The sequence below is a fragment of the Isoptericola sp. GX10416 genome (assembly GCF_056590155.1).
The window spans coordinates 17746-35085 of the sequence record NZ_JBWPVO010000012.1; the positions used below are offsets into that span (position 1 = coordinate 17746).

Annotated in this window: 22 protein-coding genes; 13 read left to right on the forward strand and 9 right to left on the reverse strand. The window is 69.1% G+C overall.

Going from position 1 to position 17340, the window contains the following annotated elements; all coding sequences use genetic code 11:
* From ACWAT2_RS15725 to ACWAT2_RS15750, 6 genes are all read left to right on the forward strand, one after another.
* Positions 1 to 1299: a glycosyltransferase 87 family protein gene (locus tag ACWAT2_RS15725; protein WP_402376918.1), complete on the forward strand. Its 1299-nt coding sequence runs from the start codon at positions 1 to 3 to the stop codon at positions 1297 to 1299.
* Between the two features lie 96 nt (positions 1300 to 1395).
* Complete coding sequence (locus tag ACWAT2_RS15730) at positions 1396 to 2520, forward strand: glycosyltransferase family 4 protein (protein WP_402376920.1); 1125 nt, start codon at positions 1396 to 1398, stop codon at positions 2518 to 2520.
* Positions 2521 to 2524: 4 nt separating this feature from the next.
* Positions 2525 to 3724, forward strand: a complete 1200-nt coding sequence (locus ACWAT2_RS15735; RefSeq protein ID WP_402376922.1) for a glycosyltransferase — start codon at positions 2525 to 2527, stop codon at positions 3722 to 3724.
* Positions 3721 to 4554, forward strand: coding sequence for an SGNH/GDSL hydrolase family protein (locus tag ACWAT2_RS15740; RefSeq protein ID WP_402376925.1), 834 nt, complete (start codon positions 3721 to 3723; stop codon positions 4552 to 4554). The genes ACWAT2_RS15735 and ACWAT2_RS15740 overlap by 4 nt, the downstream gene beginning before the upstream one ends.
* 65 nt (positions 4555 to 4619) lie before the next feature.
* Positions 4620 to 4904, forward strand: a complete 285-nt coding sequence (locus ACWAT2_RS15745; protein WP_402376928.1) for a hypothetical protein — start codon at positions 4620 to 4622, stop codon at positions 4902 to 4904.
* Positions 4905 to 5014: 110 nt separating this feature from the next.
* The gene (locus ACWAT2_RS15750; protein ID WP_402376930.1) at positions 5015 to 6082 is read left to right on the forward strand and encodes a serine hydrolase domain-containing protein; all 1068 of its coding nucleotides are present in this window, start codon (positions 5015 to 5017) and stop codon (positions 6080 to 6082) included.
* 40 nt (positions 6083 to 6122) lie between these two features.
* On the opposite strand, the gene ACWAT2_RS15755 is transcribed toward ACWAT2_RS15750, so the two are convergent.
* The gene (locus tag ACWAT2_RS15755) at positions 6123 to 6674 is read right to left on the reverse strand and encodes a dihydrofolate reductase family protein (RefSeq protein WP_402376933.1); all 552 of its coding nucleotides are present in this window, start codon (positions 6672 to 6674) and stop codon (positions 6123 to 6125) included.
* Between the two features lie 174 nt (positions 6675 to 6848).
* On the opposite strand from ACWAT2_RS15755, the gene ACWAT2_RS15760 reads away from it, so the two are divergent.
* The 3 genes from ACWAT2_RS15760 to ACWAT2_RS15770 all read left to right on the forward strand — a co-directional run bounded on the left by ACWAT2_RS15760 (position 6849) and on the right by ACWAT2_RS15770 (position 9133).
* Entirely contained in the window at positions 6849 to 7430 is a 582-nt protein-coding gene (locus ACWAT2_RS15760; RefSeq protein WP_402376936.1) for a hypothetical protein, read from the forward strand.
* A 96-nt stretch (positions 7431 to 7526) separates the two neighbouring features.
* Positions 7527 to 8306 (forward strand): SDR family oxidoreductase, encoded by a 780-nt coding sequence (locus ACWAT2_RS15765; RefSeq protein WP_402376939.1) that lies wholly within the window; start codon positions 7527 to 7529, stop codon positions 8304 to 8306.
* Positions 8307 to 8356: 50 nt separating this feature from the next.
* On the forward strand, positions 8357 to 9133 hold the full coding sequence (locus ACWAT2_RS15770) for a CPBP family intramembrane glutamic endopeptidase (RefSeq protein WP_402376942.1): 777 nt from the start codon (positions 8357 to 8359) through the stop codon (positions 9131 to 9133).
* A 24-nt stretch (positions 9134 to 9157) separates the two neighbouring features.
* On the opposite strand, the gene ACWAT2_RS15775 is transcribed toward ACWAT2_RS15770, so the two are convergent.
* Entirely contained in the window at positions 9158 to 9745 is a 588-nt protein-coding gene (locus tag ACWAT2_RS15775) for a TetR/AcrR family transcriptional regulator (protein ID WP_402376945.1), read from the reverse strand.
* 77 nt (positions 9746 to 9822) lie between these two features.
* Between ACWAT2_RS15775 and ACWAT2_RS15780 the strand changes: the two genes are divergently transcribed.
* Both ACWAT2_RS15780 and ACWAT2_RS15785 read left to right on the forward strand, forming a co-directional pair.
* Positions 9823 to 10275 (forward strand): anthrone oxygenase family protein, encoded by a 453-nt coding sequence (locus ACWAT2_RS15780; protein ID WP_402376948.1) that lies wholly within the window; start codon positions 9823 to 9825, stop codon positions 10273 to 10275.
* Positions 10276 to 10448: 173 nt separating this feature from the next.
* Entirely contained in the window at positions 10449 to 10739 is a 291-nt protein-coding gene (locus tag ACWAT2_RS15785; RefSeq protein ID WP_402376951.1) for a DUF1905 domain-containing protein, read from the forward strand.
* Positions 10740 to 10842: 103 nt separating this feature from the next.
* On the opposite strand, the gene ACWAT2_RS15790 is transcribed toward ACWAT2_RS15785, so the two are convergent.
* Positions 10843 to 11340, reverse strand: coding sequence for an SRPBCC family protein (locus ACWAT2_RS15790; protein ID WP_402376953.1), 498 nt, complete (start codon positions 11338 to 11340; stop codon positions 10843 to 10845).
* 104 nt (positions 11341 to 11444) lie between these two features.
* Between ACWAT2_RS15790 and ACWAT2_RS15795 the strand changes: the two genes are divergently transcribed.
* A complete protein-coding gene (locus ACWAT2_RS15795; RefSeq protein WP_402376956.1) occupies positions 11445 to 11918 on the forward strand; it encodes a winged helix-turn-helix transcriptional regulator in 474 nt (157 codons plus the stop codon).
* On the opposite strand, the gene ACWAT2_RS15800 is transcribed toward ACWAT2_RS15795, so the two are convergent.
* Positions 11915 to 12079 carry a hypothetical protein gene (locus ACWAT2_RS15800; protein ID WP_402376959.1) on the reverse strand — a complete coding sequence of 55 codons (165 nt, stop codon included), beginning with the start codon at positions 12077 to 12079 and terminating at the stop codon, positions 11915 to 11917. The genes ACWAT2_RS15795 and ACWAT2_RS15800 overlap by 4 nt on opposite strands.
* Positions 12080 to 12529: 450 nt before the next feature.
* The gene (locus tag ACWAT2_RS15805; RefSeq protein ID WP_402376961.1) at positions 12530 to 12946 is read right to left on the reverse strand and encodes a hypothetical protein; all 417 of its coding nucleotides are present in this window, start codon (positions 12944 to 12946) and stop codon (positions 12530 to 12532) included.
* 317 nt (positions 12947 to 13263) lie between these two features.
* Here ACWAT2_RS15805 and ACWAT2_RS15810 point away from each other — a divergent pair, with 317 nt between their 5' ends.
* Positions 13264 to 13554 (forward strand): type II toxin-antitoxin system TacA family antitoxin, encoded by a 291-nt coding sequence (locus ACWAT2_RS15810; protein ID WP_402376963.1) that lies wholly within the window; start codon positions 13264 to 13266, stop codon positions 13552 to 13554.
* Between the two features lie 239 nt (positions 13555 to 13793).
* Here the strand turns inward: ACWAT2_RS15810 and ACWAT2_RS15815 are convergent, their stop codons facing one another.
* The 4 genes from ACWAT2_RS15815 to ACWAT2_RS15830 all read right to left on the reverse strand — a co-directional run bounded on the left by ACWAT2_RS15815 (position 13794) and on the right by ACWAT2_RS15830 (position 17188).
* On the reverse strand, positions 13794 to 14474 hold the full coding sequence (locus tag ACWAT2_RS15815) for an MAE_28990/MAE_18760 family HEPN-like nuclease (protein WP_402376966.1): 681 nt from the start codon (positions 14472 to 14474) through the stop codon (positions 13794 to 13796).
* A gap of 7 nt (positions 14475 to 14481) precedes the next feature.
* Positions 14482 to 15606 carry a DUF262 domain-containing protein gene (locus ACWAT2_RS15820; protein WP_402376969.1) on the reverse strand — a complete coding sequence of 375 codons (1125 nt, stop codon included), beginning with the start codon at positions 15604 to 15606 and terminating at the stop codon, positions 14482 to 14484.
* Between the two features lie 161 nt (positions 15607 to 15767).
* Positions 15768 to 16406, reverse strand: a complete 639-nt coding sequence (locus ACWAT2_RS15825) for a YdcF family protein (RefSeq protein ID WP_402376971.1) — start codon at positions 16404 to 16406, stop codon at positions 15768 to 15770.
* Between the two features lie 14 nt (positions 16407 to 16420).
* Positions 16421 to 17188, reverse strand: coding sequence for a GntR family transcriptional regulator (locus tag ACWAT2_RS15830; protein WP_402376974.1), 768 nt, complete (start codon positions 17186 to 17188; stop codon positions 16421 to 16423).
* Between the last annotated feature and the right edge of the window lie 152 nt (positions 17189 to 17340).

The window sequence follows — 17340 nt, forward strand, 5'->3', positions numbered from 1 at the left end:
GTGCCTGCCGACCCGCCCACCGACGCGCCGTCGTCGTCATCGCCGTCGTCGCCCACCGAGCACCGCGACCGTGGCGGCAGCCTCCTGCAGTCCCCCTGGCTGCTGGCGCTCGCCTTCGTCGTCGTGCACGCGCGCCTGGTGCACGAGGCGATCACCTGGCAGTACACGATCTTCGGCGACGTCACCCTGTACGAGTGGTGGGCGCGCCACGGTCTCGGCACCGGCGAGTGGCCCGTCCTGGACTACGACTGGGTCTACCCCGCCGGAGCGCTCGTACCGGTGGTCGCGCCCTCCCTCGTCACCGACGACCTGCTCGGCTACGAGATCGTGTGGACGGCCCTCATCGTGGCGCTCAACGCGGCCGCGACGGTCCTGCTGGTCCGGTCGACCCCGCGCGGGGCCCTCGGCGCCTGGTGGTGGCTGCTCTTCCTGCTGGCGCTGGGCCCCATCTTCGTGGGCCGGCTGGACGGCGTCATCGCCCCGATGATCCTCGCCGCACTCGTCCTGGCTCGGCGGCATCCCCGCATCGCGACCGCCGTCGCCACCGCCGGAGCCTGGATCAAGATCGCACCGGGCGCCGTCGTCGTCGCCATCGCCGCGACCCGCCGCGATGCGCGCGACCTGCTGCGCGCCGTCGTCGTCCCGGGAGCGATCGTGTCCGCCGTCGTCGTCGGGGTCGCGCTGGCCGGGGGAGCCGGCACGCGAGCGCTCAGCGTGTTCGGCGAGCAGGGCGCCCGCACCCTGCAGGCGGAGTCCGTGGCCGGGACGTGGTTCTCCGTGGCTCGGCTCTGGGACCCGGCCGTGACGATCGAGTACAACGACGACATCTTCACCTACGAGTTCCAGGGCTCCGGCGCCCGCAGCGTCGCCGACGCCCTCGACTGGATCCTGCCGCTGGCCGTGGTGGCGCTCGCCGCGCTCACCTGGTGGGCTGCCCGACGGCGTCCCGAGCGGGCCTACGAGATCGTGCTCCTGTCGTCCGCGGCGCAGCTCGTCGCGCTCATCGTGTTCAACAAGGTGGGCTCGCCGCAGTTCGTGGCGTGGATCGGTCCGCCCGTGGCCGTCGCCCTGGCGACCCTGCCCGCCGGGCGGGCGCTGCGGGCCTGGTGGCCGCCCGCGCTCGGCATCGTGCTGGTCGCGTACGGCACCTACCTCGTGTACCCCGTGGCGTACGGCCCCTTCCTGGACGGCGCCACCTGGATGATCGTGGTCGAGGCCCTGCGCAACCTCGCACTGGTTGTCCTCATGGCCGGGGCGGCCTGGCGGATCGCGCGGCTCGGCGCCGTCCGCAACGCGTAGTTCCGCCTCAACGTTCGCCCGGCGTTCGACGGCGCGACGGCGACACGTCGCCTGCGCCACCCCCGTTCGACACCCGTGGCCACGACAGTTCGAGTCGTGAGGGTAGCGATCGTCGCAGAGTCCTTCCTCCCGCAGGTCAACGGGGTCACGAACTCCGTGCTGCGGGTCCTCGAGCATCTCCGCCGGGGCGGGCACGAGGCCCTGGTCCTCGCCCCCGACTCGGACGAGGGAGACGTCCCACCGTTCGCGCACGGCGCGCCCGTGGTCGAGATCCCCTCCGTGGGGCTGCCCGGGTACGCCGACGTGCGCGTCGTGATGGGCCAGCGAGCCCGCATCGAGCGGACGCTCGCGGCGTTCGGGCCCGACGTCGTCCACCTCGCCTCGCCGTTCACGCTCGGCTGGCGCGGCATGCAGGCCGCCGAGGCCCTCAGGATCCCCACCGTCGCCGTCTACCAGACCGAGGTGCCCAGCTACGCCGCTCGGTACGGCATGCGCCACCTGGAGCCGCTGCTGTGGCGTCGGGTGCGCAACCTGCACGAGCGCGCCACCGTCACCCTCGCGCCGTCGAGCCCCACGATCGACCATCTGCGTGCCCGCGGCGTGCCGCGCCTGCACCGTTGGGGCCGCGGCGTGGACACCGTGCAGTTCCGGCCCGAGGCCCGCGACGAGGAGTGGCGGCGGGCGGTGGGCGCCGGGCGGCCGCTGCTCGTCGGGTACGTGGGGCGCCTCGCCGTGGAGAAGCAGGTGGAGGCGCTGCGGGTGCTGTCCGGCCGCGACGACGTCCGGCTGGTCGTCGTCGGCGAGGGTCCGGAACGCGCGCTGCTCGAGGAGCTGCTGCCCGACGCGCACTTCACCGGGCTGCTGCACGGGGACGAGCTGGCCCGCGCCATGGCGAGCCTCGACGTGTTCGTCCACCCCGGCGAGCTGGAGACGTTCGGCCAGACGCTGCAGGAGGCCAACGCCTCGGGCGTCCCCGTGGTCGCGCCCGCAGCGGGCGGGCCGATCGACGTCGTCGCGCACTCGCACACCGGCTGGTTGTACCCGCCGGGCGACCACGCCGCGCTGCGCTCCCACGTGGACGACCTGCTGGGCGACGACCGCAAGCGCCGCGCCTTCGGGACCGCCGCCCGGGAGCGAGCGCTCGGGCGCACGTGGGCGAAGGTGTGCCACGAGCTGATGGAGCACTACGAGGCCGCGATCAGCGTCTCGGCGGAGGTCTGACCCCGTGCGGATCGTCCACGTCGCCAACGCCTACGCGCCGCGGTCGGGCGGCATCCGCACCGCGATGCACGCCCTGGCCCGCGAGTACCTCGCCCACGGCCACGAGCCGGTCCTCGTCGTCCCGGGCCCGACGGCGGCCGAACGGCGAGACGGTGACCTTCGCGTCGTGCAGATGGCCGCGCCGCGGGTGCCGGGTGTGCCGGGCTACCGGGCCGTGGTCCGCCCCGGTGCGGTGCGCTCCGTGCTGGAGGCGCTGGCGCCGGACCGGGTCGAGGTCTCCGACCGCGCCACCCTGACGGGGATCGGCCTGTGGGCGCGCGAGGCCGAGGTGCCGTCCCTGCTGATGCTTCACGAACGTCTCGACGGCGTCCTCTCGGCGTTCTGGCCAGGTGCGGGCAGCGGCGCGCGGCCCGGGCCCGTCGGCCGTTGCCTGGCTCCCCTGGTGGCCGACCGCTGGAACCTGGCGACCCTCGGGCGGTTCGACCGGCTGGTCGCCACCACGGCGTTCGCCGCCGGGGAGGTGGAGCGCCTGGTCGGGCGGCGCCACGGACGCACGGGTGCCACGGTGCTGCCGCCGCTGCACCGGGTGCCCCTGGGGGTGGACCTCGAGCGGTTCACACCGGACCGGTTCGACGCGGACCTGCGACGGCGGACGGCCCCGCGCGGCGAAGCCGTCGTGCTGGTCATGAGCCGGCTCTCCCGCGAGAAGCGGGTGGACCTGGCCGTCGAGGCGGTCGGGCGGCTCGTGGCCGACGGTGTACCCGTGCGGCTGGTCGTGGCTGGCAGCGGCCCACGCTCCACGGCGCTGCGGGTGCGGGCCGAGCAGCTCGGCATCCGGCACCGGTTCCTCGGGTTCGTGCCCGACCGCGCCCGGGTGGCCGCGCTGCTGGCGAGCGCCGACGTCGTCGTCGCCCCCGGACCGATCGAGACGTTCGGGCTGGCGGCCCTCGAGGCGCTGGCCTCGGGGACGCCGGTGGTGTGCTCGGCGACCAGCGCGCTGCCCGAGGTGGTCGGCCCCGCCGGGGCGAGCGCCGCCCCCGAGCCCGAGGCGCTGGCCCTGGCGGTGCGCGAGGTGCTCTCCCGGGACGCGGGTGGGCGACGGGCGGCGGCACGAGCCCGGGCCGAGCTGTTCCCGTGGTCGGCAACGGGCGAGGCGATGCTGGCCCTCCACGCCACGGCGCCGGCCCTGGCGGGTGCACGGTGAGCGGGCCGGCCGTCGTCGCTCTCGGCGACTCCATCACCGCGGGGGTGGGTGACGCCGTCGGGCCCGACGCCGCGCACGGGCCCGGCTGGGCGGCGCACCTCGCGCTGCTCGCCGACTCGGCGCGGTTCGAGAACCTGGCCCGCAACGGCGCGCGGACGCAGACCGTCATCGCCGAGCAGCTCGACCTCGCCCTCGCCTCCGGGGCCGACCTCGCCACGCTCGTCATCGGGGGCAACGACGCGCTGCGCAGCGACTTCTCCCCCGCCGACGTCGCCCGCCGACTCACCATCTGCGTCGACGCGCTGCGCGGCCGGGGCGCCGCCGTCGTCCTCGCGACCCTGCCGCCCATCGGGCTGTTCGAGCTGTGCGGCGGCCGGATCCGGTCGGTGATGCGGGCGCGGATCGACGCGGTGAACACTGCCGTCCGGACGGTGGCGGCGCGGCACGCGAGCGAGTCGGGGTGCACGCCGGGCGTGGTGGTGTTCGACGTCGCCGAGGCCATCCGTCCCGCCGGGCTCGGCGCCTGGTACGTCGACCGCGTGCACCCCTCTCCCCTGGGCCACCGGCACCTCGCGGTCACGGCGGGACGCGCCCTGCACGTCTCGCTGCCCGAGCTGTCGCGGCTGCCCGCTCCGCCGCCCCCGCCGCCGGCGTGGGAGCGCGCTGCCTGGCTCGCGTTCGCCGGCGTGCCCTGGGCGTTGCGCCGCGGCCGCGACTTCCTGCCCGGCCTGGTACGCGCCGTCGTCGACGACCTGCGGGGCGCTGGCGTCGAGCGGCTCGACCTGGAGCTGCCGCAGGTCGACACCGAGTCGCTGGCGCGGGCCACGTAGCCCGAGAGGTCGCTGCGGGGCGCTTCCAACAACAGTAAACGGCGTTGCCGTAAACGTCGTTACTAGTGTTCCGACGGAGGGCCGAGCGCAGCGTCCTCGTGGCGGCGGCGGTCGGCTTGGGCGTCGGCGTGGTGGTGCCCGCAGCATGGGCGGACTACCCGTGGACGACCTCGGGGAGGCTGCCGTGGCTCGTCTGGATCGTGGTCCTCGGACCGCCCGTCGCGGCGGTGATCGGCGCGATCCGCGCCCGCTCCTACCGTCGTGGACCGCTGTTCTGGCTCACGGTCGCGCTCGCGATGGTCATCCTCATCCGCCGGGCGATGGCGCTGCGGGCGGTCGCCCGCTGCTGATCACGAGGCCGGCCACTCGGGTGACCTGGTTGCCCTCCCTCAGAAGACGTTGACCCTCGGCAACATATCTAGTAGACCTGTCTATGAGAGATGTCCACGAGGGAGGCACCATGGCACGCCAGGACACGGCCGACCGGCTGCAAGCGTCGCTGGATCGGAAGGCTCGGCGCCGAGGCTCGATGCCACCGCCGCAGGTGCTGGTGGTCGCACCCGAATGGCAGGTCGAGTCCGGAGGTGCGCAGCCGTTCCACGCGGCCAGCGTCGGCAAGGTCATGACAGCCACCCTCATCGCCGGGCTGGTCGAGCAGGGGCTGCTGAGCTTCGACAGCCCGCTCGGCAAGGTCCTCCCGGCGGCGGACATCGACGGGCTGCCCGGTGCACCGGGCGTCGACGTCGCCTCCGAGGTGACCGTGGAACACCTCCTCACGCACACCAGCGGACTCCCCGACTACTTCGAACCGCCCCGCGGCACGCAGACCGGCCCTTCGGCCAGCACCGCCGGGACACAACCGGATCGTCGCTGGACCCCGGCGGAACTGCTCGACGAAGCGCGCCGACTGCCCGCCGTCGGGCGTCCCGGCGAGCGGTTCCGTTACGGCGACACGGTGTTCGTGCTGCTGGGACGGATCGCCGAGGAGCTGACCGGGGAGCCGTTCAACTCCCTGCTGCGGCGGCGAGTCTTCGAGCCGAGCGAGATGGAGCACAGCTCCACGCCCTACAGCGACGCCCGCACCCCCGCAGACCTGCAAGGGCTCGACGTCGCACCGTTCTGGCTCGGTCGGCACGAGCTCAGCCGCGCGCTCAGCGTCAGCCTGGACTGGGCGGGCGGCGGCATCGTGGCCCCGCCCGCAGATCTCGTCAGCTTCCAACGCGCACTGCACGGCGGGAAGCTCGTGTCCTCCGAGACGCTCCGCTGGATGGCCTCGCCGCGGCACCGCCGTCGTCGGGGGATCCACTACGGCGCCGGCATGGTGACCGTGCGGTTCGCCGAGTTCACCCCGCCGTTCCTGCGCGGGCTCCACGAGCCGATCGGCGGCCTCGGGCACTTCGCCACCCACATGTTCTACTACCCGCGCCGGGACGCCCACGTGGTGCTCAACTTCCACACCTACCGCCGGATGAACCAGAGCTTCATGCTCCACGCGCGCATCGCCGGGCTGCTCGCCGCGTCGGCCTGACGCGGACGACGGCGCCCTGGCCCCTCAGCGCACCACGCCTTCAGCGCACGACGCGGTAGCGCAGGGCCATGCGCACACCGATCTCCTGAGCGCTCACCTTCTCCAGGGTCACCGCCGGACCGCCGGCGAACAGGCGCACGCCGTCACCGAGAAGTACCGGCATGACGTCGATCGACAGCTCGTCGACGAGCCCCGCCGCGAGGAGCTGACCGAAGACGTCGGCGCCGCCGATGAACGTCACGTCCCGGTCTCCGGCTGCCTCGACCGCTCGCTTCACCGCTTCCTCGACGCCGTCGGTCACGAACGTGATCGACAGGCGTCCGTTGCTCTTCGGCGTGACGGGCGGGGCTTCATGCGTGACGACGAACATCGGCACCTGGAACTCGTAGTTGTCCGCGTAGTCGTCGGGGCCCTCAGCCATGTCGAACGTGCGCCGCCCCATGAGGACCGCACCCGTCTCGTCCTGCAGTGCCTTCATGTACTCGCTGCCCGCCAGCTCCTCGAAGTCCGAGTACAGGGCAGCGGCACTGCCCTCAGCGTCCTCGACGAACCCGTCCAGCGACACCGTCGCCCCGGCGATCACCTTGGCCATCTCGTCCTCCTGTCTGCGCGCGAACCTGGGTACAGAGTTGGACCGGGGCGAGTGGCAAGACTCATCGGGCTGCTGGGTGTCCGCCTGTCGTCCCAGCGGTGTCCCTGTTGTTACCTTGACGGGCGGGCCGGTACGGTCGGCGACCCGGTCCGAACCTCATGCTGGAGAACGAGCTTGCACCCACCGACGACGCCCACAGCGGGAGGTCTCGCGCTCAGGTCGCTGAGCGCCGTCGTCGGGGCGGCGGCGTACGTCGTCGCAATCGGCTATCTCGCCCTCCATGCCGAGGCCGCGAAGGCTGGCGCCGTGCTCGCGTGGGACGGCACCATCACGTCCCTCGCACCCCCGACGCCGCCACTGTGGTCGAGCGTCGGCGTCGTCGTCCTGGTGGCGGTCGCCTTCCTCCTTGCCTGGCGTTCCCACGCGACGGCATCGTCCCGGCGAGGAAAGCTGCCGCTGTGGACAGCGACGCTCACGCTCATCGTCCTCTCCGCCTACCTCATGGCGACGTCGCAGCTCCCCTTCAGCGCCTTAGTCGCGGTGTCGGGGATCGATGCCTCCGAATCCATGCCCGCTGTCGTCGCGTGGGCCCGCCAGGGAGCGCTGAGCTCCGCCACCTACGCCGTGACCGGGGTCATGCTGGTGCTTTCGTTCCTCCGTCCTGGGCGCCGGACCGCCTTGCGCTCTGACGACGAGCCTGCTGCCGGCGCGACCATCACGGGCCCGGACCATGAGTCCGGCGTACAGGCCGGCTGAACCGCCCGACTCCATGAGGCCAGTCCCCCGGCGCGCGAGGTGCCCCCGCCCTGGCTAGCGTCGAGGCGTCGAGGCGTCGACCACGGAAGGGGCACGATGACACTCGAAGGCAAGGTCGCACTGGTCACCGGCGCAGGATCGGGCATCGGACGGGCAACGGCGGTGCGCCTGGCACGCGAGGGCGCCACGGTGGTCCCGGTCGGGCACCGCCAGGAGAGCGCCGACGACGTCGCGGCCGAGATCCGGCGCGACGGCGGCACAGCGCTCCCGGTGGCGGCGAACGTCGAGGACGCCGCCATGGTGCGCGACGTGCTCGCACAGGTCGAGCAGGAGCTCGGCCAGCTGGACGTCGTCGTCGCGAACGCCGGCGTCAACGGCGTCTGGGCCCCGCTCGAGGAGCTGGAGCCGGAGGACTGGTCCAGCACGATCGACACGAACCTCACCGGCACGTTCCACACCGTGCGCTATGCGGTGCCGCTGCTCGTGCGGCAGGGCGGCGCGATCGTCGTCGTCTCGTCGATCAACGGCACGCGCACGTTCAGCAACTCCGGCGCTTCCGCCTACGCGACGAGCAAGGCGGGCCAGGTGGCGTTCGCGCGCATGGCCGCCGTCGAGCTGGGTCCGCGCGGCGTGCGCGTGAACTCCGTCTGCCCGGGCGCGATCGACACCCAGATTGAGGACAACACCGAGCAGCGCAACACCGAGGACCTCGGCGTGGAGGCCGACTACCCGGAGGGTCAGATCCCGCTGACCGGCGAGGAGTCGGGCGAGGCCGCGCAGGTCGCCGACGCCATCGCCTACCTCGTGTCGGACGCTGCGAGCCACGTGACCGGCACCGAGGTGTTCGTCGACGGGGGCCAGTCGCTCATCGCCTGACGTGCCGGCGCGCTTGACCGTGTTCGGACAACATGGTCTCTACTGCCGCCATGCACACAACGTCCGGCGTGACAGCCTTGCGCGTCCGTCCTCGGGTCTGGCTGGGCCTCGGTCTCTTCGTGACCTACCTGGCAGTCTTCTACGCCGTCTGGATGGTCAACGGCATCGACTACGCCCGCGTCGGGGAGAGCGAAGAGACGCTGGCGAAGTGGTATGTGGCGCCCCTCAGCGGTGGCCTCGCCGTGATCCTGGTCGGCCTCTCGGTCTTCGGGTGGTGGCGGCCGGCTCTGCGCGAGACGAAGCGGCTCCCGAGAAGTGGCGCCGTCGTCCCGGTGATCATGGCCGTGGTCGCGATCCTCAACCTGGTGTTCGGCGAGTTCTCCCGCGTCACGATGACGATGTGGATCCTCCTCGTGATCGGCAGCATCCTGGTGGGGTTCAACGAGGAGGTCGTCGCGCGTGGTCAGCTCTTCGTCGCGCTGCGCAGCCGGTTCGGCGAGACGGGTGTCTGGTTCCTGTCCACCGCGCTGTTCTCGCTGCTGCACCTGCCGAACTTCTTCTTCGGCATCGGATCGCTGGCGTTCCTCCAGGTCGTCATCCAGTTCGGGCTCGGATCCGTGTACTACCTGGCGTTCCGTTCGACGGGCTCGCTGGTCCCCGCGATACTCCTCCACGGCCTGTGGGACTTCTCGACGTTCTCGTCGAGCCTCCCCTGGGCCGGACTCGTCGCCCCGTTCCTCGCGGTCGCAGGCGTCGTCGTCGCCGTCGTGCTGCTGGTGAAGGAGCGACGGCGGGACGCGGACACGAGGAGCTTGTCGATCCGCTGATCGACGTTCAGCCATCGGGCCGGGTCAGCGGACGACGAGGCGCACCAGCGTCTCGACCCGCTCCTCCTGGTGCGTGGCCGGGAAGCGTCCCGCGCGCCGGAGGGCGACGATGCCGTGGACGGCACCCCACAACACCTCCGCCGTCGTCGGCAGGTCGGCGGGCGGGTCGTCGAGACCGTAGAGTGCGCCCTCGATCGCCTCGAACCCGGCTCGCACGATCGCCGGCGTCTCGTCCGAGGCGAACGGGACGAGGACGGGCAGCAGGAACATCGCGTCGTAGGTCGCCGGGTGGCGCTCGGCGAAGCCGAGATAGGCGGTCACGAGCGCCCGGACGCGCTCGGCGTCGCTCGCTACGGGGACGTCCGCCGACGGCGCGAGCGCGGTCGCCAGCTCCTCGAAACCCTCCAGCGCGACGGCGGTGACGATCTCCGTCCTGCCCTGCGGGAAGTGCCCGTAGAGCACCGGCTGGCTGTACTCGATCGCGTCGGCGAGTCGGCGGATGGTCACGGCGTCCCACCCCTCCGTCTCGGCGAGGGTGCGGGCCGCACCGACGATCTGCGACCGCCGTTCCTCGAGCTGACGGGCTCGGCGTGCTGCGGCGGGAGTCGTCATGCGCCCAAACTCTAGCACCGCTAGACAATCGCTGCTACATTCTCCAGCACCGCTAGATCTAGCGGCGCTAACCGAGGATGGAGCGCGTCATGGAATCGTTGTCGATCGTCGCTGTGATTGTCGTCGGACTGATGGTGGGGGTGGAGCTGTCGGTCGCGCTCGTCATGAATCCGATCTTCGACCGGCTCCCCCGGGACGCCGGGATCGCAGCACGCTCCGACGGGGCACGCATGCTTGGACGCGTCATGCCGATCTGGTACATCGGCTCGGTCCTCCTGGTCGCCGGCACGGCACTGGCAGAGCCCACCACCGCGGGGCCTGCCTGGGCAGCGGTCGCCCTGCTGCTCGTCAGCGTGATCATGTCCGTTGCGCTGCTCGTCCCGATCAACAACCGGTCGAAGACCTGGACTCCTGAGACAGCTCCGGCCGACTGGCGCGACCAACGAAGCCGTTGGGACCGCCTGCACCTGGTGCGCCTGGCCCTGATCATCACCGCGTTCGTCCTCGTAACCGTCGCCGCCACGCGATGACCACGGAGCGGACGGCGGCACGCCGGCACGTCGGAGTCGTCGGCCACCCGGCCGAGGTGCCGCTGCCATGGGCGGCGTCGATGCTCGAGAGTGAGAGCAGGCGGTGACCGATGAGATCAGTCGGGTGCGGCGGTCTAGGGGTGGACACCTGTCGACCAACCCGGAGGACTCCCATGTCAGACACGAGCACCACACTCGACCACACGTTCACCGCGCCGATCGGCGTCGACGTGAAGGGCGAGACCTGGCCCTGCGTCGAGCTCACCGGTGCCGCCGAGCTGCTGGGGACGGGACGGTCGGTGCGGGTCGACGCCACCGTCGATGATGTTCCGGTCGAGAACATCGGCCTCATGCCCACCGGGCGCGGTGAGCTGATGCTGTCCCTCAACGCGAAGCTGCGCAAGCAGCTCGGCAAGGACGTGGGCGACACCGTCACCGTCCACCTGGCGAAGCGTCTGAGCTGAGGCCACTGCACCCGCGACCGACGAAGGGCCCCTGATCTCGGCGAGTTCCGTTGCGGCCGACGGCGGCACTCCGGTAGCGACGATGCATCGACTTTCGTCGCGGTCAGCGTCGTCCAGGGAACAGGCCAGCGAGCTTGTCCATGCACTGATCCAGGCCCATCTGGGAGCCGTCGCGGCCTGGGCCCTCCGCATACCCGGACTCGACGACCGTGACCCGCGTGCCACCGTCGACCGGTTCGAACGTGACGACGTGCGGCGTCCCGTCGGGCATACCGGACGGGACGCCGTCGTCGCCAGGAGTCAGCGCCGTGCCGTCTTCCGTGGCGAACCGCATCGTGTACTCGAGGCGGTGCGGGTGATCCACGCGCGTGTACGTCCAGGTGTTGTACGTGGTGCCGCCGCCGTACTCGGGCGGAGCGGTCATCCCCGTGAGGGTCACGCCGCCTTCACGCACGTCCAGCTCCGCCGTCGTGCAAGCGAATCCGTCCACGGCCCACCAGCGGGAGAGCAGGCTCGACTCGGTGAACGCCGCGAAGACGTCGCCGGGCGGTGCGGGGACGGTCCGGCTCGACTCGACTGTCGCCGAGGGTTGGTGCGACATCTCGATCACTCCTGACGGGGCCTCCACTGTGAGGCCGATCGCTGCCACGGTGAGATCGACGCTAGACGCTACGATCATCGTAGTCAATAGTGTGGAGGTAGTTGGTGAAGAGGTCCGGCGGCAAGTCGCACTGCCCGATCAACTTCGGGCTCGAGGCCTTCGGCGACCCGTGGTCGCTGCTCATCGTGCGCGACGTCGTGTACTCCGGCAAGCACACGTTCAACGGTTTTCTCGCCTCGGAGGAGGCCATCGCGCCCAGCGTGCTGGCGGCACGGCTCGACGGGCTCGTCCAGGCCGGCGTGCTGCACCGGTCACCCGACCCCGCAGACAAGCGGCGCGTTCGCTATTCCCTCACCGAGCGTGGCCTGGACCTCATTCCCCTCCTCCTGGAGATGGCGGAGTGGAGCGCGGGCGTGGATCCCCAGACGCAGGCGCCCCCGGACTGGATCACGTACGTCAAGGCGAACAAGACCGAGGCGATCGCACGCGTGCGCGAGACCGTGCGCCGTGGTGGCAGCGTGTTCGTGGGCGACGACAGCGTCGTCGCCCAGCTCGCGGACGAGAGCACGAACCGCTAGGCCGTCCTGGATGCCAGCGACCACACCACGAGCATCAGCAGCGTTGTCATGGAGACCACCCGCACCGGGTGCCACCGGCGCAGCGCCAGGACGACGAACTGCGTCGCGAAGATCCCGAAGAAGAACGCGACGACGGCCTGTACCAGGAAAGCGACACCCATCATCGCGTTGCTGACGGGGCCAGGGCCGGGCGGATCAGAAGACGCGTGCCGCGATGCCGTCCGAGTGGTGAGGGCAGGGCAACGTCGAGCAGTTGATGGCCATCGTCGGCGCAGACGGGCGCAGGCATGCGGACGGTCCCGTGGGGTGGTCCTGTCGAAACGTTACTGCAGCCGCGGGCGGCAGCAGCGAAGCACGAGTTACGGGAACGACGAAGGGCCCCACAGCCGCAGAATCTTGCGGGCGGGGCCCTTCGGGTGGCGGTAGCGGTGGGCTTTGCTGGCACTTTCGGACTCGGTGGCCCTCGCGCCCATGAAACCTGGCCTGACCTGCAGTTTCATGACGAGGCTGGTCGGACGGTGTTGCACGCGATGGGCCGGATCTCCACCGCAAACCGGAGGGAATCTGGTGACCAAGGTGCATCTGTGCCGGGAACCGGCCAGCCCGCAGAATCACCTCGTCGTACACGACTCCAGTGCGTTCTGCTCCTCCTGAAGATCACGCGCTTCGGGAGAGCTGGCCACGACCTCGGCCGAGCCGTCGGCGCCGTTCAGCGTCATCCCGATGCCGGGTACGCCCCAGTTCACGATCAGCACGGTGGACAGGTCACCGCTCTCGACAGCCTGCTCGCTGACTGTGCCTACCGCGGGTATGTCGACGCGCTCGTCGTCGGCCAGCACTACCTCTGCGCCTTCGAGGTTGCAGCCTGGGTCGCCGAGGACGGGAACCTGGTCGAGCGACACTTCCCAGGTCGTGCAGGGCTCCAGGCCATCGCCGCCAGGTGGGATGCTCACGCCGCCGCAGGTGTTGCAGCCGGAGACGACCGCCAGCGAGGCGACGGCCACGCAGGCACTGAACGCTCTCTGCATCCGGCCAGGCTACTGACCGATCCGTTCAGTGCGCGCTGCACAGCGCCGGCATCGGCGGGGACACTCGGAGGCGCCGTGCCGATAGCGGAGCACTGGAGGTCGGCGGAGGTCCGGGTCAAGGGTGGCCGCAGGCCATCGCGCAGCGACGCCGCAGGCGCCCTTGACGCGGGCCAGAGTCGGCCGGATGCTCGGCTGTCGGTGCGGTGCCGGAACGCGAGGGAGCAGCGATACCCGACGGCGGCGCCACCTACCTCCGGGCCGACCGGTACTCACCACATGCGTACAGTGGACGTACTCAGCCAGATTGAGGAGTCACCATGCCTACGGCCAACGCGCGGTCCGAGCGTCTGAACATGCGCCTGTCGCCCGATGCCCTTGCGACCATCCGCGCGGCCGCTGCGGCGCAGCAGCAGGACGTGTCCGCGTTCGTGCTCGGGGCGGCGATGGCGCACGCCCGCGAGGTCCTGCTTCGCGACCGCGTCCTCCAGCTCACCCCGCGCGAGCTCGACCAGGTCGACAGCGCACTCGACGCCGAGCATCGCGTAGTCCCGGAACTCGCCGCGCTAATCGCTGCGGTCCGACGGGACGCGCCGCAGCGCGACAAGTAGGAGCTGACGTCGCTCTGAGCGACCAGCCCGAGCATGAACAGAGGGCGACCCCGGAACTGATCCGGGGCCGCCCTTCATCGTCTCGGGACGGGATGTCGGGTGGGGTGCGCGCAGCGAGCGGAGCGAGCGAAGCGCGGGGCCCCACACGACGGGCCGGCCAGCGCGGCGGAGCCGCGCCTTGAGTCAGTAAGGAAAGTTCTCACGGCGGGGCCGGTGTCGGAACATGGCATGACTAAGAATCATGCCACGATCGCTTCTACTAAAGAGTCCGCCCGACGCTGAAGCCTGCTAGCAAGGGTGACAACGAACTTCAGGTAACGCTCTAGATCATCGGTAGTCGGCTTTCTGTCGCTCGTGCCATGAGCAATATCATTACGGCATTTCACGACATCGCTTAAGGACCGACGCACGTTCGTAGTCGCGAGACCTTCATCGCCATAGTCAAGATCAATGTCACCATCGCATACCTTGCTAGAACAGCCCATCCTCTCAAACAGCTCGTCTATCACGATGCCGTCGGCATTCGTGACTATGCGCGCGAACCTCTGCGAATCCAGCGAACCAGCCGGGGGTTTTGCACTGCCGTTCCAAAGTGCGGAAACAGACCCGAGCTTCTTGAAGAGCGCTTCGCGCTGCCCAGGATCCTTCGTTGAGACGATCCCCTCGAGGATGGGCAGGGATTGCACTTCGCGCACTCCTCTTGGAAGCCGATGCGATTCGATTGACCCCGTCCCGATCGCATCAACAAATTCAAGCGCCACAGCCTTCAGGAATGCCTCGAAGTGACTAACCAGAAGCACGACCGCCGACCGTCGGAGGGCGTTGACCTGCTCCACCATGCCACTGAGTTCGGCCTCCGCCGCAAGATCCCGGAGGACGAACACCTCCTTGACTCCATCTTCGAGTACGTCAATCGCCACGACTGGCTCACTCCTCTTCAATGAGTGGTCGCGGCAAGGATGAGGCAACGCCTACCTTCTCAAGTTCTCGAGCGAGTGCACCAATCCGATAGTTCATCCGAGAACGGTCCGCAGTCGCTCGTCCTATTGCCGTCTGGAAGCGCTCTTCATTCAGCAACGTCGCCAACGCTGCTTGCGCCTCATCGTGAAGCTCGTAGAGTTTATCGCGATCACAGAATGCGACCGCCACCATGACTGCATCATAGAGAGCCTTGTTGACAGGATTGGTTGCGCCAGGGACACCGAATGCTCTTGGACCAAAGACCGCGTGGACAGCCTCACAGCAGTCCCTAAACCGGCGCTCCTTGACCGCGTCGATGGAAATTTTCCGATTGGCCCTCATATAGGTGTTCAGGAACTGGCGAAGTGGAGGCTTGTAGTCCCCGACTCCATCGGTCAGCGCAAAGAAGCGGAGCGCCAATTCTTCGTTGCTCATGCGCTTATTACCCTGAGTTCCGGCCAGAGAAGTAAAGTACTCCTCCTTCGCAAGCCGCTTGAGGCCCTCGTTGAACGGACCGCGGTACACAGAGTTCCTCAACTCCTGAGCCGTCAATCGAACAGCACCGGTGTTAAGCCTTTCGAATACATCAAACTTGATATCCGGATGGCTGTCCGCAGTGATCACAATGCAGCGTATTGCGCGCCCTTCAAGTCTCCGACGATCGCGAGGAGAGAGGTTGTCAATCTTTTTTCCAATCAGTTCAGGTAGCACTGAAAGACCGGTTAGCGCGAACTTTCCTGTGAGGAATCTTTCAATGGCTGTCAGTCGTTGAAGTCCATCGATTACCTCATAGACACCGTCGTCGTCCTCTGCGAAGTAGCAAACGGGGATCGGCACGTTGAGGAGCAAGGATTCGATCAGCCTCGAGGCCTTGCCGTTATCCCACACGTACCGTCGCTGATACTCGATTGTGAGACTGATGCGCCCTTCGGCTATATCGTCCTTAATTGAACGAACACCGAGATCGTAAGGCTGCGTAACCAGCTTCCGATCCCCAGGAGCGATAGAAAGCGGTTCTTCTTGTGAATCTGCTCCGTCGAGATCTTCCTCGTCGACCACGACGTCACTGGTCGATGTCTCTTCGTCAGCCACAGCTTCTGCATCGCTGTCGGGACGTCCGGTCACACTTGCCTCCAATGGTTGCGCGTTGTCTCAACGGTACTTGATTCGTACGGCGTTGGGTGGGTGAAAGATCGAAGCCCGACCAACTCAAAGTTTTAGTAGCGGCGCTGCGAGACCGGAGTCGAAGACTCTTACTGGATCAGTCGCGATGTGTAGTTCTGCGCAACGAGCCGCTCAAAGGCCTCCCGCGTTCTGGCGTCGACCTGTTGGCCAATCGCGAAGCCTTTGTCTGCATATACCCAGACTCGCTGGGTATCGCCTACGAGCATATTGAGGACGTGACCGACATCTCCGATGGAGGCGACGTAGTCGCGGAGCGACTGCGCGCGGGCCGAGCAGACGACGTCCAGCTCGGGCCAAACCTGACGGGCCGTCGCGTAGGCACGACGCTGCTGATACGGCCTGCTGATGATCGTGGCCGAACCCGGATGGATGCCAAGACCGTCGAGCAGATCGCGCGTGAAAGTGAAGTTCTCGCCCGTGTTGGTCGCCCGCGTCTCGGTCAGGATCGTGTCGGCCGGCACGCCGAGCTCTTGAGCACGCTCGGCGTAGTGCACAGCCTCCCCGCGGGGGAAGACGTCGACCGTCGTCGGCGCGTTCGCCCCGGTGAAGACGATCAACGGGAAGCGACCCTCGTGCCACAGTTCGGCAGCATGTTCCGCGACGCCGATGTCGTGGCTCCCGAGCCCGATGGCAATGTCGGTGTTCCTGGGCTCGTGGTGCAGCTGGTGGTAGTCCCAGAGGATCTGGGCGTCGTCCATCACGCTCATGGGGTGTCCGTTCGTCAGTCGGGCATCTCGAAGGTGTAGGTCCACGCGAACCGTGAGGCAGCGTGCACGCCTTCGGCGTACTCGACCACTCTGCCCTCCTTCGTCCGCGTGGTGCGTTGCAGCACCATGACCGGCTCGCCGCCGGGCAGTTCGAGCATCGCGGCCTCGTCCGGCCTCGGCATCCGGGCCGTCAGCGTCTCGGTGATCTGGTCGGGCTCCAGCCCTTGCAGTGTGAGCACGGCGAATCCACCTCCACGCCCGGCCGGTCCCGGGGTCGGGTCGACCAGCGGCGTGCCATCGACGTCCTCCACGCGGTAGTAGCTCGTGAGCGTGTGGGTCGGCGTGCCGTCCTGACGCATGGTTCTCGCGCGGGCGTACACCTCAGCATCGGGCTCGATGCCCAGCGCCTGCGCAACGCGGCTCGGAGCGTGAACGCGCTCGACAGTCTGGGTCTGGTCCGTCGGCGTCCACGACTGGCCGCTGGCCTCACGATCGGCTGCGAACGCGACTCGGTCGCCGTACTTCCAGTTGCTCTTGGCGTATCGCTCGATGCCAAGCCGGCGCATCGGTGGGCGCGACCGCACGACCGTCCCGCGACGTCGGACCGGGGTGACGAGGCCTTCGGACTCGAGCAGCGCGACGGCGTTGCGCACCGTCTTGATGTTGACCCCGTACTCCGCGGCCAGGTCGGCCTGCTTGGGCAGCGTCGTGTCCGGCGGGTAGTCGCCGCGCTGGATGCCGTCACGCAGGACTGCCGCCAACTCCTTGTAGCCGTGCGTCATGGCCCACCTCCTTCCCGGTTAACGGTAGCGGTATGCGGCCGTCCGATCGATGCCGGAGCATTAGGGGTGGTTCTATCTGCGCTCAGGTGCTACGTTCTGGTTAGAACCACCTCTATCCGGGAGGGGTCGGTCCGGTCGCACCGGGCAGACAG

Excerpts from the sequence above, each read along its gene's own strand:
- ACWAT2_RS15770 (WP_402376942.1), top strand. The coding sequence starts at position 8,357 with ATGCACACAACGTCCGGCGTGACAGCCTTGCGCGTCCGTCCTCGGGTC.
- ACWAT2_RS15755 (WP_402376933.1), bottom strand. The coding sequence starts at position 6,674 with ATGGCCAAGGTGATCGCCGGGGCGACGGTGTCGCTGGACGGGTTCGTC.
- ACWAT2_RS15765 (WP_402376939.1), top strand. The coding sequence starts at position 7,527 with ATGACACTCGAAGGCAAGGTCGCACTGGTCACCGGCGCAGGATCGGGC.
- ACWAT2_RS15830 (WP_402376974.1), bottom strand. The coding sequence starts at position 17,188 with ATGACGCACGGCTACAAGGAGTTGGCGGCAGTCCTGCGTGACGGCATC.
- ACWAT2_RS15810 (WP_402376963.1), top strand. The coding sequence starts at position 13,264 with ATGCCTACGGCCAACGCGCGGTCCGAGCGTCTGAACATGCGCCTGTCG.
- ACWAT2_RS15775 (WP_402376945.1), bottom strand. The coding sequence starts at position 9,745 with ATGACGACTCCCGCCGCAGCACGCCGAGCCCGTCAGCTCGAGGAACGG.
- ACWAT2_RS15790 (WP_402376953.1), bottom strand. The coding sequence starts at position 11,340 with ATGTCGCACCAACCCTCGGCGACAGTCGAGTCGAGCCGGACCGTCCCC.
- ACWAT2_RS15785 (WP_402376951.1), top strand. The coding sequence starts at position 10,449 with ATGTCAGACACGAGCACCACACTCGACCACACGTTCACCGCGCCGATC.
- ACWAT2_RS15805 (WP_402376961.1), bottom strand. The coding sequence starts at position 12,946 with ATGCAGAGAGCGTTCAGTGCCTGCGTGGCCGTCGCCTCGCTGGCGGTC.
- ACWAT2_RS15800 (WP_402376959.1), bottom strand. The coding sequence starts at position 12,079 with ATGGGTGTCGCTTTCCTGGTACAGGCCGTCGTCGCGTTCTTCTTCGGG.
- ACWAT2_RS15825 (WP_402376971.1), bottom strand. The coding sequence starts at position 16,406 with ATGAGCGTGATGGACGACGCCCAGATCCTCTGGGACTACCACCAGCTG.
- ACWAT2_RS15780 (WP_402376948.1), top strand. The coding sequence starts at position 9,823 with ATGGAGCGCGTCATGGAATCGTTGTCGATCGTCGCTGTGATTGTCGTC.
- ACWAT2_RS15750 (WP_402376930.1), top strand. The coding sequence starts at position 5,015 with ATGGCACGCCAGGACACGGCCGACCGGCTGCAAGCGTCGCTGGATCGG.